This window comes from Cellulosimicrobium sp. 72-3, from assembly GCF_013127315.1.
Classification (GTDB): Bacteria; Actinomycetota; Actinomycetes; order Actinomycetales; family Cellulomonadaceae; genus Cellulosimicrobium; species Cellulosimicrobium funkei.
Window position 1 is genome coordinate 522,135 of record NZ_CP053419.1, and the last position, 15,937, is coordinate 538,071.

Annotated in this window: 11 protein-coding genes and 1 tRNA gene; 11 read left to right on the forward strand and 1 reads right to left on the reverse strand. The window is 74.4% G+C overall.

All coding sequences use genetic code 11. The features are described 5' to 3' along the window. The first annotated feature begins 335 nt into the window (after positions 1–335). The 8 genes from HKK73_RS02390 to HKK73_RS02425 all read left to right on the forward strand — a co-directional run bounded on the left by HKK73_RS02390 (position 336) and on the right by HKK73_RS02425 (position 13,115). Positions 336–1,454 (forward strand): ROK family transcriptional regulator, encoded by a 1,119-nt coding sequence (locus HKK73_RS02390; protein ID WP_171467364.1) that lies wholly within the window; start codon positions 336–338, stop codon positions 1,452–1,454. Beyond that, a complete protein-coding gene (locus tag HKK73_RS02395; RefSeq protein ID WP_171467365.1) occupies positions 1,451–2,581 on the forward strand; it encodes a substrate-binding domain-containing protein in 1,131 nt (376 codons plus the stop codon). The genes HKK73_RS02390 and HKK73_RS02395 overlap by 4 nt, the downstream gene beginning before the upstream one ends. Further along, a complete protein-coding gene (locus HKK73_RS02400; protein WP_171467366.1) occupies positions 2,578–3,378 on the forward strand; it encodes an ATP-binding cassette domain-containing protein in 801 nt (266 codons plus the stop codon). Before HKK73_RS02395 ends, HKK73_RS02400 begins: the two co-directional genes overlap by 4 nt. Beyond that, positions 3,375–4,589, forward strand: coding sequence for a sugar ABC transporter permease (locus HKK73_RS02405; RefSeq protein ID WP_137279807.1), 1,215 nt, complete (start codon positions 3,375–3,377; stop codon positions 4,587–4,589). The genes HKK73_RS02400 and HKK73_RS02405 overlap by 4 nt, the downstream gene beginning before the upstream one ends. Before the next feature lies 1 nt (position 4,590). Further along, on the forward strand, positions 4,591–5,718 hold the full coding sequence (locus HKK73_RS02410) for a LacI family DNA-binding transcriptional regulator (RefSeq protein WP_216608037.1): 1,128 nt from the start codon (positions 4,591–4,593) through the stop codon (positions 5,716–5,718). A 285-nt stretch (positions 5,719–6,003) separates the two neighbouring features. Continuing rightward, positions 6,004–11,439, forward strand: a complete 5,436-nt coding sequence (locus HKK73_RS02415; RefSeq protein WP_171467367.1) for a GH92 family glycosyl hydrolase — start codon at positions 6,004–6,006, stop codon at positions 11,437–11,439. Positions 11,440–11,589: 150 nt separating this feature from the next. Further along, a complete protein-coding gene (locus HKK73_RS02420; protein WP_171467368.1) occupies positions 11,590–12,870 on the forward strand; it encodes an AGE family epimerase/isomerase in 1,281 nt (426 codons plus the stop codon). Positions 12,871–12,923: 53 nt separating this feature from the next. Then, positions 12,924–13,115, forward strand: coding sequence for a hypothetical protein (locus HKK73_RS02425; RefSeq protein WP_171467369.1), 192 nt, complete (start codon positions 12,924–12,926; stop codon positions 13,113–13,115). Positions 13,116–13,188: 73 nt separating this feature from the next. Here HKK73_RS02425 and HKK73_RS02430 read toward each other — a convergent pair. Then, a tRNA-Gly gene (locus HKK73_RS02430) sits at positions 13,189–13,259 on the reverse strand. Between the two features lie 154 nt (positions 13,260–13,413). Here HKK73_RS02430 and HKK73_RS02435 point away from each other — a divergent pair. From HKK73_RS02435 to HKK73_RS02445, 3 genes are all read left to right on the forward strand, one after another. After that, positions 13,414–13,971 (forward strand): TM2 domain-containing protein, encoded by a 558-nt coding sequence (locus HKK73_RS02435; protein ID WP_171467370.1) that lies wholly within the window; start codon positions 13,414–13,416, stop codon positions 13,969–13,971. Positions 13,972–14,159: 188 nt separating this feature from the next. Further along, positions 14,160–14,735 (forward strand): dCTP deaminase, encoded by a 576-nt coding sequence (gene dcd / locus HKK73_RS02440; protein WP_034652708.1) that lies wholly within the window; start codon positions 14,160–14,162, stop codon positions 14,733–14,735. Positions 14,736–14,800: 65 nt separating this feature from the next. Next, on the forward strand, positions 14,801–15,871 hold the full coding sequence (locus tag HKK73_RS02445; RefSeq protein WP_043653002.1) for a hypothetical protein: 1,071 nt from the start codon (positions 14,801–14,803) through the stop codon (positions 15,869–15,871). The last annotated feature ends 66 nt before the right edge of the window (positions 15,872–15,937 follow it).

Below are 15,937 nucleotides of genomic sequence, written 5' to 3' on the forward strand. Positions count from 1 at the left end.
CGGCGGACGACCACGTCGCACCGGCCGGGCGCACCGGCGCGCCCTCGAACCCGAGGCCCATACAACGGCGACCCGCGCTTGATGTCAAGAAATGAACTCAAGCGACGCTGAATCGTGATGTACGCGTCAGAACATGGATCCAATCCCTCTGGTCGCGTGGGCGGGATCATTCTGACAGCGCTGTCCGATCCCTGTCGAGCCGCCCGCCCCCACCTGGGCGGCGAGGCGCCTCACCTGGAGGGGTACGTCCCGGCGGTATCCTGGCCGACGTGCGCGCTGACCGGGTGACACCGGGCTCGCAGACTTCACTGCGTGAGGCCAACCGAGCCCGGATCGTGAGCGCCGTCCAGCAGCGTGGCTCCCTCACGCAGATCGAGCTGGCCGGCGTCACCGGGCTGTCCCCGGCCACCGTCTCCAACATCGTCAAGGAGCTCACCGGCGCGGGCGTCCTGCACACCTCGCCCTCCACCCGCAGCGGGCGCCGCGCGCTCCAGGTGACCCTCGCGCGCAACCTCGGGCTCGTCGCGGGGGTGCACTTCGGCACGCGCTCGATGCGCGTCGCGCTCGCGGACGCGTCCATGCGCGTGCTGGCCGACCAGCGCATGCCGCTCGCCCCGGACCACCGCGCCGACACCGGCCTCCAGCGCGCCGCGCTGCTCGTGGGGGAGATGGTCGCGTCGGTCGACGCGTCCCCCGAGGAGCTGCTCGCCGTCGGTGTCGGGGTGCCCGCCCCCGTGGACGTGCGCGCCGGGCGCATCGCGACCGTCGGCATGATGCGCGGCTGGGACGGCGTCGTCGTCCCCGAGATGCTCGAGGCCGAGCTCGGCGCGCCCGTGACGGTCGACAACGACGCCAACCTCGGCGCCCTCGCCGAGACCCGGTTCGGGGCGGCCGTCGGGCACGACGCCGTCGCCTACCTGCGGGTGTCCCACGGCGTGGGAGGCGGGCTCGTCCTGGGCGGGCGCGTCGTGCACGGCCGCGCGGGCGTCGCGGGCGAGATCGGGCACGTGACGATCGACGAGAACGGCCCCGTGTGCCGGTGCGGCAACCGCGGGTGCCTCGAGATGTACGTCGGCGCGGGCGTGCTGCTGTCCATGCTCTCCGAGAGCCGCGGCCACCTCACGCTGCGCGACGTCATCGCGCGCGCCCAGGAGGGCGACCCCGGCTGCCGCCGCGTCCTGTTCGACGCCGGGCAGCACCTCGGCGTCGCGGCCGCGAACCTGTGCAACCTCGTCGACCCGGAGATCGTCGTCGTCGGCGGGCAGCTCGCCGAGGCGGGCGAGGCCCTGCTCGGTCCGCTCCGCACCGCGCTCGAGCAGCGCACGGTCCCCAGCACGGCGGGCCCGGTCGAGGTCGTCGCGTCCGAGCTGGGGTCGGCCGCCGAGGTGCGCGGCGCGCTCGCCGTCGCGCTCGACCTCGCGCGCGTGAGCGGTTCCCTGGGGGTGAGCGCATGACGGGGGCCCTCGTCCGGGCCGGGGGCGCCCGCCGTCGCGCGCGGGGCGTGGTGACGGCGGCTGTCGCGGCGGTCGTGGTCGCCCTCCTGGCGCTCGCGGGCTGCGCGCCGCCGGAGGAGCCCGCCGGGCCGTCGGAGGGGACCATCGGGCTCCTGCTGCCCGAGGCCAAGACCGCCCGCTACGAGACGACCGACCGCCCGACCTTCGTCGGGGTGGTCGAGCGGCGCTGCCCGTCGTGCGAGGTGCTGTACGCGAACGCCGCCCAGGACGCCGCGAACCAGCAGCAGCAGGCCGAGTCGATGCTCGCGCGCGGCGCGGACGTCCTCGTGCTCGACGCGGTCGACGCCGTCGCCGCGGTGAGCGTCGTCGCCGAGGCCCAGCGCCTCGGCGTGCCCGTCATCGCCTACGATCGCTTCGTCGACGGCGCGAACTACTACGTCTCGTTCGACAACGAGCTCATCGGGTACCTCATGGGGGAGGCGCTCGTCGGCGCGGTCCTCGACCGCGCGGAGCAGGACCCGCCGGCGCAGGGCCGGCGGCCGGGTGTCCTGCTCGTGCAGGGCTCGCCGACCGACCCGAACGCCGCGGAGCTCGCCGCCGGCGCCCACCGTGCGCTCGAGGGAGAGGACATCGACGTGCTCGCCGAGTACGACACGCCCGACTGGAGCCCCGACAAGGCGACCGAGTGGGTCGAGGGGCAGCTCACGCAGTACCCGGGTCGCGTCGACGGCGTCTTCGCGGCGAGCGACGGCATCGCGGGCGGTGCCATCGCCGCGATGAAGGCCGCCGGCCTCGACCCGGTGCCGCCCACGACGGGCCAGGACGGCGAGCTCGCGGCCGTCCAGCGCGTCGTCTCGGGCGACCAGTACATGACCGTCTACAAGGCCACGACGCAGCAGGCGCGCACGGCCGCCGAGCTCGCCGTACGGGTGCTGCGCGGCGAGGACCCCCGCGCGACCGTGGTGATCGACGGCGTCCCGAGCCTCCTCCTCGCTCCGCGCGCGGTCGGCGTCGACGACGTCCAGCGCGTCCTCGTCGACGGCGGCGTCTACACGGTCGACGAGATCTGCACCCCGTCGTACGTCGACTCGTGCGTCGACGCGGGTCTCCTGGAGGCGGCGCCGTGAGCGCCCCCGTCCTGACCCTGCGCGGGGTCTCGAAGAACTTCGGCGGCGTCCGGGCGCTCGTCGACGTCGACGTCGAGGTGCGCGAGCACGAGGTCCTCGCCGTCGTGGGCGACAACGGCGCCGGCAAGTCGACGCTCGCGGGCGTCGTCGCGGGCGCGTTCCGGCCGGACGCGGGCGAGGTGCTGCTCGACGGCGCGCCCGTCGTGCTCGACTCCCCGGCGACGGCGCGCCAGCACGGGATCGCGGCGGTGTTCCAGCAGCTCGCGCTCGTCGACGACCTCGACGTCGTCGAGAACGTGTTCCTCGGCCAGGAGGTCCTCCGCGGGCCGTTCCTCGACGAGATCGCGATGGAGCGCGAGGCATGGGGTCTGCTCGACCAGCTCGCCGCGACCGTCCCGTCGGTGCGGCAGCCGGTGCGCACGCTCTCGGGCGGCCAGCGGCAGGTCGTGGCCGTCGCGCGCGCCCTCCTCGGGTCGCCGCGCGTCCTCGTCCTCGACGAGCCGACGGCGGCGCTCGGCGTCCGGCAGACGGCCGAGGTCCTCAACCTCATCGAGAAGCTGCGCGAGCGCGGGCACGCCGTCGTCCTCATCAGCCACCAGGCGGGCGACCTCCAGGCCGTCGCCGACCGCATCCTCGTGCTGCGGCTCGGCCGCGTGCACGGCGAGTTCCCGGGCGACACGTCCTACGAGGACCTGCTCGCCGCGATGACGGGCGCCGTGCGCCCGGCGCGCGCGAGCGGCTCGGGCGGGGCCGAGCGAGAGCGGCGCACGGGCGGCACCGGGGCGGTGCACCGATGAGCGTCCCCGGCCGCACCTCGGGCGCGGCGCTCGACCGGCCCCTGACGGGCGCGCTGTCCGGGTCCGTCGTGCAGCAGCTGCGCGGCGCGCACCTCGGCATGCTGCCGATCGTCGCCGCGCTCGTGCTCATCTGGGTCGTGCTCGGCGCGATCAACCCGGCGTTCCTCTCCGCGGAGAACCTCGTCAACCTCACGCTCCAGAGCGCCCCCACGGGGATCATCGCGCTCGGCGTCGTGCTCGTGCTGCTCGTCGGCCAGATCGACCTGTCGGTCGGCTCGGTGAGCGGGCTCGCCGCGGCGGTGCTCGCCGTCGGGACGGTCGGGCTGGGCTGGCCGGTCGGGATCGCGATCGTCGCGGCGCTGTCCGTCGGGGTCGTCGTCGGGCTCGGGTACGGGCTGCTGTCCACACGCCTCGGGCTCGCGTCGTTCGTCTTCACGCTCGCGGGGCTCCTGATCCTCGCGGGCGTGCAGCTGCGCGTCCTCGGTCCCAAGGGATCGATCAACCTGCCGTTCGAGTCGTGGCTCGTGCGCACGGTCCAGCAGGGCTTCCTCGCCCCCGCGGTCGCGTGGGGCCTCGTGGTCGTGGTCGTGGCGGGGTACGCCGCGCTGCGGGTGACCGACCACGTGCGCCGCGTCCGGGCGGAGCTCCCGAGCCCGGGTCTGGCCCGCGTCGCCGTCCGGACGACGGTCCTCGCGGCGGTGCTCGTCGCGACGGTCGCGTACCTCGGGACGGCGCGCGGGATCGGCTACACCGTGGTGCTCTTCGTGGCGCTCGTGGTCGTGGTCGACGTGCTGCTGCGCCGCACGCGGTGGGGACGCTCCGTGCGCGCCGTCGGGGGCAACCGGCGCTCCGCGCTCCTCGCGGGCGTCGCGGTGCGCCGCACGGTCGTCTCGTGCTTCGTCGCGTGCTCGACGTTCGCCGCGCTCGGCGGCGTCCTCGCCGCGGGACGGCTCGCGGCGGCGAACCAGGGGACCGGCGCGGCGGACACCTACCTGACGGCGATCGCGGCCGCGGTCATCGGCGGCACGAGCCTGTTCGGCGGGCGCGGGAGCGCGTGGTCGGCGCTGCTCGGCGTGCTCGTGCTCCAGTCCATCGCGAACGGGCTCACGCTGCTCAACCTCGACACGGCCACGCGGTACATCGTGACCGGAGCGGTCCTGCTGCTCGCTATCGTCGTCGACATGCTGATTCGTGGTCGACGGGAGGTCTGAGATGGTGATGCAGGGGGAGAGCGCGGGGACGGTCCCGCCGGGCGAGGTCGGGGTCGTGGTGCCCGACACCCCGACGGAGGTGGCCGTGGCGCGTCCGCACGGCGGACGCGGAGGCCGGCGCCCGACGCTCGCCTCCGTCGCGGAGGTCGCCGGTGTGAGCCTCAAGACGGCGTCGCGCGTCCTCAACGACGAGCCGAACGTCGCGCCGCAGACGCGCGCCAAGGTCCAGGAGGCCGCGCAGCGGCTCGGCTTCCGGCGCAACGCCGTGGCCGCGGACCTCGCGCGCGGCGGCTCGTCGCGGCTCGTCGGCTTCGTCACCGGCGACCTCGCGAACCCGTTCTACTCCGCGCTGGCCAGCGGTATCGAGCGCGAGCTCCGCCACCACGGCCTCCAGCTCATCACCACGAGCTCGGACGAGGAGCCGGAGCGCGAGCGGTCGCTCACCGAGGCGCTCGTCGAGCGCCGCGTCGGCGCGCTCGTCGTCACCCCGACGTCGACGGACCACTCGGGCCTGCGCCGCGAGCTCGAGGACGGCCTGCCGGTCGTGTTCATCGACCGCCCCGCGCGCGGCGTCGAGGCGGACACGGTCGTCATCGACAACCGCGGGGGAGTGCGCGACGCCGTGACGCACCTCCTCGCGCACGGGCACCGCCGGATCGCGCTCGTGGGCGACGTGTCGCGCCTGTGGACGTTCCAGGAGCGTCGCGACGAGTTCGTCGCGACGCTGCGGGCCGCGGGCGTCGAGGACCCGGGCCGCTACGTGCGAGACGGCGCGCACGACGCCGACCTCGCACGCGTGTTCGTCGCGGAGCTCCTCGCCCTGCCCGAGCCGCCGACGGCGTTCGTCACGGCGAACAACAAGATCACGGTCGGCGCGCTCCACGCGCTGCGTGACCGCGAGTCGACGGGCGGAGCGGCGGACGTCGCGCTCGTCGGCTTCGACGACTTCGAGCTCGCGGACCTGCTGCACGTGACGGTCGTGGGGTACGACGTCGTCGAGATGGGCCGGCAGGCGGCGGCGCTCGCGGTGTCCCGTGCCGAGAACCCGGAGCTCGCCCCACGGCTCGTCGTGGTGCCGACGCGGCTTGTCGTCCGCGGCACGGGGGAGGTCCCCGGCCCCGGGGCCTAGGTGTGGCCGCGGTGCCCGTGCGCGTGGCGGTGCGAGCACGGTCGTGCTGACGGCGCGCGACGCCCTCGGCGGTCGAGCGGGTAGCGCGAAAGTCACACCGAGCGTGACTTTCGCGCCCGAGGGTCCTCTCGTCCGCGCCCTCCCGGCGGGGCCCTGGCCGCGTTGACAAAGCCCGGAACCGACGCATAGGTTCAGGTCGCCCCTGACAACGCTTCCCCCCTGCGCGTTGTCAGGGGCACCCCTGCAGCCTGACAGCGCTGTCAGACGATCGAAGGAGATCGCGGCATGACCAGACCACTCCCGTCCGGACGCGCGGTCGCGCGGTCCGGCAGCGGCCGCGCCCGGCCTCTCGGCCTCGTGCTCGCCGCCGCTCTCGCCGTCCCGCTCGGAGTGCCTCTCGCGGCCCCCGCGGGAGCTCTCGCCGCCGCTCCCGCCGCGGCCGCCGAGCCTGGCGACTTCTCGTCGTCGTTCGAGTCCGGCGACCCGGCGGCGCTGCCCACCACGGTGGCCGAGCGCGACGGCGCGCCCTGGCAGGCGAACGTCGGCTCGTTCACGGCCGGCCTGCCCGGGAGCGTCCTCGGGCAGCTGAAGGGCGTCACGGCGAGCGCGCAGAACCTGCCCAACGAGGGCGCGGCGAACCTCGCCGACGGCAGCTCGGGCACCAAGTGGCTCGCGTTCGCGTCGACCGGCTGGGTCCGGTACGAGTTCGCCGAGCCCGTCTCGTTCGTCGCGTACACGATGACCTCCGGCGACGACGCCGCCGGTCGCGACCCGAAGACCTGGACGGTCGAGGGGTCGAACGACGGGTCCACGTGGACCGCGCTCGACCGCCGGACGGACGAGGACTTCCCGAACCGCCAGCAGACGCGCACGTTCGAGCTCGAGGCGCCCACCGCGGCGTACACGTACCTGCGCCTCAACGTCACGGCGAACTCGGGCGACTCCATCGTCCAGCTCGCCGGGTGGGACCTCTCGGCCGACCTGAGCGCCGGCCCGTCCGCGGCCCCCATGACGACGAAGGTCGGCACCGGGCCGCGCGTCAGCTTCACCAACAAGGCGGGCGTCGGGTTCTCCGGCCTGCACTCGCTCCGGTACGACGGCTCGCACCTCGCCGACGGCGAGACCTACGCGACGAACGTGCTCTACGACGACGTGGACGTCGTCGTCGGCGAGGACACGCGCCTGAGCTACACGATCTTCCCCGAGCTGCTCGACGACCTGCAGTACCCGTCGACGTACGCGGCGGTGGACGTCCTGTTCACCGACGGGACCTACCTGTCCGACCTCGGCGCGCGCGACGCGCACGAGACGGTCGCGACCGCGCAGGCGCAGGGCGAGGGCAAGATCCTCTACGCCGACCAGTGGAACTCGGTGCGGGTCGACCTCGGCGACGTCGCCGCGGGCAAGACCGTGGACCAGGTGCTGCTCGGGTACGACAACCCGGGCGGTCACGCCGGGACGAAGTTCGCGGGCTGGCTCGACGACGTCGCGATCACGGCGGAGCCGGCCACGATCGACGGGTCGAGCCTCGCCAACTACGTGGACACGCGCCGCGGCACGCTCGCGTCGGGCAGCTTCTCGCGCGGGAACAACATCCCCGCGACGGCGACGCCCAACGGGTTCAACTTCTGGACGCCGTACACGAACGCCTCCTCGCAGAGCTGGCTGTACGAGTACCACAAGGCCAACAACGCCAACAACAAGCCCGTCCTCCAGGGCTTCGGGATCTCGCACGAGCCGAGCCCGTGGATGGGCGACCGCAACGAGCTGACGTTCCTCCCGTCGACGGCGTCGGGGACGCCCGACGCCACGCTCTCGACGCGCGGCCTCGAGTTCGACCACGCCGACGAGACGGCGCGGCCGGACTACTACGGGGTCACGTTCACCAACGGGTCCGCGATCGAGGCGACGCCCACCGACCACGGCGCGGTGCTCCGCTTCAGCTACCCCGGAGCCAAGGGCCACGTGCTCGTGGACAAGGTGGACGGCTCCTCCAAGCTCACGTACGACCAGGCCACGGGCACGATCTCCGGCTGGGTCGAGAACGGCTCGGGCCTGTCCGTGGGCCGCACGCGCATGTTCGTCGCCGGCACCTTCGACCGTAGTCCGACGGCGGTCGGGACGGCGGCGGGCAACCGTGCGGACGCGCGCTTCGCGACGTTCGACACGTCGTCCGACAAGACGGTCGAGCTGCGCGTCGCGACGTCGTTCATCAGCCTCGACCAGGCGCGCAAGAACCTCGACCTGGAGGTGACGGGCAAGACCTTCACGGAGGTCAAGGCCGCCGCCGCGCAGGCGTGGAACGACCGCCTGGGGGTCATCGAGGTCGAGGGTGCGAGCGAGGACCAGCTCGTCACGCTGTACTCGAACCTCTACCGCCTCAACCTGTACCCGAACTCGCAGTTCGAGAACACGGGCACGGCGCAGGAGCCGGTGTACAAGTACGCGAGCCCGGTCTCCGCGACCACCGGCTCGGCGACGGACACGCAGACCAACGCGAAGGTCGTCGACGGCAAGATCTACGTGAACAACGGGTTCTGGGACACGTACCGCACGGCCTGGCCGGCGTACTCGCTCCTCTACCCGGAGCTCGCGGCCGAGCTGGTCGACGGGTTCGTCCAGCAGTACCGCGACGGCGGCTGGATCGCGCGCTGGTCCTCGCCGGGCTACGCCGACCTCATGACGGGCACGAGCTCCGACGTCGCGTTCGCCGACGCGTACCTCAAGGGCTCGCTCCCCACGGGCACCGCGCTCGAGGCGTACGACGCCGCGCTGCGCAACGCGACCGTCGCGCCGCCGAGCAACGCCGTGGGCCGCAAGGGCCTGCAGACCTCGCCGTTCCTCGGGTTCACGCCGGAGTCCACGCACGAGTCCGTGTCGTGGGGCCTGGAGGGCCTGGTCAACGACTTCGGCATCGGCAACATGGCCGCCGCCCTCGCGGAGGACCCGGCCACGCCGGACGAGCGCCGCGAGACGCTGCGCGAGGAGTCCGCGTACTTCCTCGAGCGGGCCACGCACTACGTCGAGCTGTTCGACCCCGAGGTCGACTTCTTCGTGCCGCGGCACGAGGACGGCACGTGGGCCGTCGACCCCGAGACGTACGACCCCGAGGCCTGGGGCGGCGGGTACACCGAGACGAACGGCTGGAACTTCGCGTTCCACGCCCCGCAGGACGGCCAGGGCCTCGCCAACCTCTACGGCGGCAAGCAGGGCCTCGAGGACAAGCTCGACGAGTTCTTCTCCACGCCGGAGAAGGGCGCCGGCAACGGCGGCATCCACGAGCAGCGCGAGGCGCGCGACGTGCGCATGGGCCAGTGGGGCATGAGCAACCAGGTGTCGCACCACATCCCGTGGCTCTACGACGCCGCGGGCGCGCCGTCGAAGGCCCAGGAGAAGGTGCGCGAGGTCACCCGCCGCCTGTTCGTGGGCAGCGAGATCGGCCAGGGCTACCCGGGCGACGAGGACAACGGCGAGATGTCGTCGTGGTGGATCTTCGCCTCGCTCGGCTTCTACCCGCTCCAGGTCGGCTCGGACCAGTACGCGGTCGGCTCGCCGCTGTTCGACAAGGCGACCGTGCACCTGCCGGACGGCGACCTCGTCGTCAACGCCGAGAACAACTCGGTCGACAACGTCTACGTGCAGTCCCTCGCGGTGGACGGCGAGGCCCGCACCTCGACGTCGCTCTCGCAGGCCGACCTCTCGGGCGGTGCGACGCTGGACTTCGTCATGGGTCCGGAGCCGTCGGACTGGGGCACGGGCGAGGACGACGCGCCGCCGTCGCTCACCGAGGGCGACGAGCCCCCGACGCCGGTGCAGGACGCGACGACCGCGGGTCTCGGCACGACGACCGTCGCCGACGGCGACGCGACCACGAGCGCCGCGGCGCTCACGGACAACACGTCCGGGACGCGCACGACGTTCGCCACCACGACGCCGTCGATCACGTGGGCGGGCAACGGCATCCGCCCGACCGTCGGGTCGTACACGCTGACCTCCGGGGCGAGCGGGACGGCGTCGCCGTCCGCGTGGACCCTCGAGGGCTCCGACGACGGCGAGACGTGGACGACGCTCGACGAGCGGTCCGGCGAGCAGTTCCGCTGGGCCCTGCAGACGCGGCCGTTCACGGTCGCCGAGCCGACGGCGTTCGCGCGGTACCGGGTCACGGTCACCGCGACGTCGGGCTCCGGCGCGCTGTCGCTCGCCGAGGTCGAGCTCCTCGCCGACCCGAAGGACTCGGGGGCCGAGGAGCTCACCCTCTCGGCCGCGCCGGACCGTGACGGCGTCACGGGCCGCGAGGTCTCGGGCTCGTTCGCGACCCTCACCGGGGTCGAGGGCGACGTCGCGGCGCTCGACGTGCAGGTCGCGTTCGGCGACGGCTCCGAGCCGGTCGCCGGGACGCTGCGGGCGGGCGCGTTCGGCGGGTACGCGGTGGACGCCGCGCACACGTGGACCGCACCCGGCGTCTACCCCGTGACCGTCACGGTCTCGGGCGAGGGGATCGAGACCGTCTCGACCTCCTCGTACGTCAACGTCTCCCTCCTGCGCGAGGGCTCGCTGCTCGCCGCGTACGACAACGTCTGCATCGGCGACGCCGGGACGACGGTCGGCTCGTGCGACGGCCAGGGCGTGTTCTTCGACCGGGCGCAGCTCGCGGCCAAGGGCTTCGTCCAGGGCGAGCGCGCGACGGTGCCGGGCACGGACCTCGCGTTCGACGTCCCGGCGGTCCCCGCCGGTCAGCCGGACAACGCGACGGGCGACGGGCAGACCATCGAGCTCGACGTCCCCGCGGACGCGGAGCAGCTCTCGGTGATCGGCACGGGCACGGAGAAGAACCAGCAGGCCACCGGCACGCTGACCTTCGACGACGGCTCGACCCAGCCGATCGACCTGAGCTTCGGCGACTGGTCGGGCGCGGCCCGCAACCCCGTGTTCGGCAACATCCCCGTCGCGGTGACGGACAGCCGCCTCCGCGGCGGCAGCCCGCAGACCGGCACCCCCGCCGCGTTCTTCGCGACGGCGCCGATCACGCTGCCCGAGGGCAAGCGGCCCGTGAGCATCACGCTCCCGGACCAGCCGGGCGAGCTCTCGCGCGACGGCCGCATCCACGTGGTCGCGGTCGCGCACGACGGCACGTTCGCCGAGCACCCCGCGCTCGAGGTCACGGCCGCGGAGGGCGTGACGCTCGCCGTCGGGCAGACCTCGGACGTGGCGCTCGCCCAGGTGGCGGGCGGCCGCGAGGGCGCCGACCTCCGGGCGGCGGTCACGTGGGGCGACGGCTCCGACGTCGCGGCCGGCGCGGTGACCGACGGGTCGGTCTCCGGCTCGCACGCCTACACGGCGGCCGGGACGTACACCGCGTACGTCGTGGTCGACGACGGCTGGACCAGCCAGGTGGTCGAGGTCCCCGTGACCGTGACCGAGGCGGAGCCGGCGCTCGCCGTCGACGTCACGGTGAGCACCCGCTGCCTCGCCGGCAAGGCGTACGTCGCGGTCCGCGCCGAGAACGGCGAGGACGTGCCGCTCGCGATCCGGCTCGTCACGCCGTTCGGCACCAAGGAGGTCGCGGCCGTCGCGCCGGGCGCCAACGCCTACCAGTCGTTCGCGACGCGGGCCGCGGCGGTCGAGGCCGGCACCGTCACCGTCGAGGCGACGCGCGGCACCGGCGACGAGGAGGTGACGGCGTCGATCCAGGCCGACTACGCCGCCGTGACCTGCGGCTGAACCCCTGAGCCCGCCCCGCCCCGCGTCCGACCGGGGTGAGGCAGGCATGCACCACCGGCGGTGCCCCGGGATGATCGTCCCGGGGCACCGCGCCGTACGGGCACCGCGCCCGGTGCGGCGCCACGCACCCAGCACGAGAAGGACCGAGAGATGACCGAGCACCCGACCGAGCAGCCCACGCCAGCGACCGACCTGCGGCGCTGGCGTCGCGAGCAGCTCGCCGACCTGCTGCGCTTCGGCGAGGCGTCGCTGCGCGCGGACGGCGCCGCGCAGTGGCTCGACGACGACGGGCGCCCCGACCTGTCGCAGCCGGTGCACACGTGGATCACGTCGCGCATGGCGCACGTGTACGCGTTCGCGTCGCTCCTCGGCGTGCCGGGGGCGGGGGAGCGGGCCGACGCCGCGCTGCACGGGCTGCGGGCGGTGCTCGTCGACGCCGAGAACGGCGGCTGGGTCTCGTCGCGCGGCCCCGCGCGGCGCCCGGGCGACGGGCACGACCCGGCGGCGGGCGAGGCCGTCCCGGTGGACGGGACGAAGAGCGCCTACGCGCACGCGTTCGTGGTGCTCGCCGCGGCGTCGGGCACGATCGCGGGTCGCGAGGGCGCGCGCGAGCTGCTCGACGCGGCGCTCGCCGTGCTCGACGAGCGGTTCTGGGAGCCCGGGCCGCGGATGCACGCCGACGAGTGGTCGCGCGACTGGACCGTGCTCGACGAGTACCGCGGCGTCAACGCGAACATGCACTCCGTCGAGGCGCTCCTCGCCGCGCACGACGCGACGGGCGACCCCGAGTGGCTCGCGCGCGCGGCGTCGGTCGCGGACCGCGTCGTGGGGTGGGCGCGCGAGAACGACTGGCGCATCCCCGAGCACTTCGACGCCGGCTGGAACCCCCTGCCGGACTACAACGCGGACCGCCCCCGCGACCCCTTCAAGCCCTACGGGTCGACGCCGGGCCACGGCCTGGAGTGGGCACGCCTGCTGCTCCAGGCCGACGTCGCGGCCGGGACGCCCGGCGCCCGCACCGACGCCGCGGTCGCCCTCTTCGACCGGGCCGTCGCGGACGGCTGGGACGGCGAGCACGGCGGCGGCTTCGTGTACACGGTCGACTGGTCGGGCACGCCGGTCGAGCCCCGGCGCTACCACTGGGTCGCCGCGGAGGCCGTCGCGGCCGCCGACGTGCTGGGCCGCGTCACGGGCGACCCCCGGTTCGCCGAGGCCGCCGCGGGCTGGTGGGAGTGGATCGACGCGCACCTCGTCGACCACGAGCGCGGGTCGTGGCACCACGAGCTCGACACCGCCAACCGGCCCGACGGCGTCACGTGGGTCGGCAAGCCCGACGTCTACCACGCGGCCCAGGCCGTGATCCTCCCCGACCTGCCGCTCACCGGCTCCCTCGCCGCCTCGGCCAAGGCCGCGGGCAGCATCCTGGGCTGACGCCCGGGCCTCGGACCGCCGAGGCCGGGGTCGCGCGCCACGTCACCGTCGCCGTGGCGCGCGACCTCGGGCTCGGCGACGACACCCCCATCAAGAGTTGTCTTCTTGCTAGGGGTTCGGTGTTCGTCGGGAGCGTCCCGTGGCACGCCCGCACGCCCTTCGCCGCGCGTGACGTCGCCACCGAGGGCGATCTGCGCCTGTCCCGCGTGTGGACGGCAGACGATCTGCTGGCGGCGTGGCCGTGACGAAGCGCGTCGGGCCTGTGGCCCGCGACGACGAGAGCCCCGCACCGGACCGGTGCGGGGCTCTCGCAGGCTGAGCGGGTGACGGGAATCGAACCCGCGCTATCAGCTTGGGAAGCTGAAGTTCTACCATTGAACTACACCCGCGCGGCGCCGGTGGCGTCCGCCCCGGGCCCTCTGGGAGGATCCTCGGCGAACCAGCGCGCGACCCGATCATAGCGGACGACGCCGGTGATGCCAGAACCGCCCGCACCACGACCAGTCCCGCGCCGACGAGCGGCGCGCCGCCCGAGGAGCCGCCTTGTCCGAGAATCCGTACCAGCAGCAGCCCGACCCGTCGCAGGGGAGCCCCGCCCCCGGCGACCCGGTCTACGGTGGCTCCGCCACGCCGTCGGGCCCGACGCCGGGCTACGGCCAGCAGCCCGCGGCCGGTGACGCGTACGGCCAGCAGGCGTACGGGACGCCGAGCGCCCCCGGCTACGGCCAGCAGGCGCCCGACCAGCGCTACGGCTCCGCCCCGCAGCAGGGCTACGCCCAGCAGCCGGGCTACGCGCAGCCCGGCGCCTACGGCCAGCCCGGCGCGTACGGCCAGCCCGGCTACGACCCGGCGTACGACCCCCAGGCGAAGTCGCGTCTCGCCGCGGGCCTGCTCGGCATCCTCGTCGGCAGCCTCGGGATCCACCGCTTCTACCTCGGGTACACCGGCATCGGCCTGACGATGCTGCTCGTGTCGGTGCTGTCCTTCGGGTTCGCGGCGCCGGTGATCGCGATCTGGGGCCTCGTGGAGGGCATCCTCTACCTGACCTCGAAGACGGGCTACTACTCCGTGGACTCGACGGGCCGTCCGCTGCGCGCCTGACCTCCCGTCCGCGGGCGGGGGCCGCGCCGCCTCGACGACGAGCCGGCGCGGCCCCGCGCCCGACGGCGCCCGGCACCCGCTGATCCAGGGCGCCGGTCCGGGCGCCGGTCCAGGGCGCCGGTCCAGGGCACCGATCCACGGTGCGGAGCCCGGTCCGGGCACGCTCCGGCGTCGGCTAGCGTGGGCCCGTGCTGCTCTCCGACCGCGACATCCGGGCCGAGCTCGACGCCGGCCGCGTCCAGCTCGAGCCGTACGACCCGGCGATGCTCCAGCCGTCGAGCATCGACGTGCGCCTCGACCGGTTCTTCCGGCTGTTCGACAACCACAAGTACCCCTTCATCGACCCGTCGCAGGACCAGCCCGACCTCACGCGGCTCGTCGAGGTCGACCCGGCCGAGCCGTTCGTGCTCCACCCCGGGGAGTTCGTGCTCGGGTCCACGTTCGAGACGGTCACGCTGCCCGACGACGTGGCGGCGCGCCTCGAGGGCAAGTCGAGCCTGGGCCGTCTGGGCCTCCTCACGCACTCCACGGCGGGGTTCATCGACCCGGGCTTCTCCGGGCACGTGACGCTCGAGCTGAGCAACGTGGCGACGCTGCCGATCACCCTGTGGCCGGGCATGAAGATCGGCCAGCTGTGCTTCTTCCGGCTGTCCTCGCCCGCCGACAACCCGTACGGCTCCAGCGTCTACGGCTCTCGCTACCAGGGCCAGCGCGGCCCGACGGCCTCCCGCTCGTGGCAGAACTTCCACCGCACCGACGTCTGAGCGCGGCCCGCCGCGTCGGACGCCGCTCGACCCCGCAGGACCCGAGGACCGGAGGACCGCACCGCATGAGCCCGCTCCCGCCGCTGCCGCACCCCGCCGGGCCCGGCGCCGCGCAGTCCTACCAGGCGCGGCACGTGCTGGGGCTGCCCGCCGACGTCCACGTGGACGAGGTCGAGACGCTCGCGCTCTCGCGGTTCGCGGGCGCGCGCTGGGACGTCGCGCCGGAGGGCACCGAGCCCCTCGTGCCGCCCGCGCGCACCGCGCGGCCGGGCGAGCCGGGGGTCCTGCGCACCTCGCGCCACACGACGCTCACCGGCCCGTACGCGGGCCCCGGCTCCGGCGTGCCGGGCACCGCGCTCGTGTTCGACGTCGTCTGCCCCCGCGAGCGCGGGGACGTCCCCTACCCGGGCGGCGGGGACCGGGACGGCGTCGGGCGCGCGTTCCCCGGCGGCCTGCCGGTCCGGGAGGAGGAGCGCGTGGTCGCGTTCCTCGTCGCGGCGGCGCGCCGCCTCGGCGGGTCGGTCCGGACCGACGTCGGCAACCCGGCGGGGGCGGGCGTCGTCCTGACGCCGGACCCGGGCGTCGCCGTCGACATGACGCTGTACTCGGACGTGTGGCTCGACCCGCACGCCGCGCTCGCGCTCGTCGGCCGGCTCCACCCCCGCACGCGGCTCGCGACGGAGGGCAAGCCGTACGAGGGGCCGCCGAAGGGCATCGCGGAGCTGCCGCTCTACCCGGGCGAGAAGATGGACCCCGAGCTGCGGCGCGCGCTGCACGCCGCGGCGGACGACGTCGACATCAAGGCGCTGACCGCCGGTGCGGTGCTCGACGGGTACGGCCTCCTCGTCGACCTGGGCATGGACGGGCTCGTCGCGGTCGAGGTCGGCGGCGAGGAGGCGCTGCCCCTCCTGCTGCGCGGGCTGCCGTGGACGGTGGGCGGGGCGGTGAGCTACCGCGTGCGCTGGGAGCCGCAGGACCTCGCGGAGTCCCAGCGGGAGCAGCCGTCGCTCGACCACCAGATCGCGCGCAAGCGCGCCGCGGAGGTGGTCACGCAGGTCACGCGCACGCTGCACCAGGCGGTCGGCGGGGAGATCGCGGACGAGGCGGAGTTCCTCGTGGACCCCGAGGATCTGTGACGGCCGACTGAGGAATCGGTCACGGACGGGGCTACGGGCGCCCCGCACGGCTGAGGAGTCGGTAAA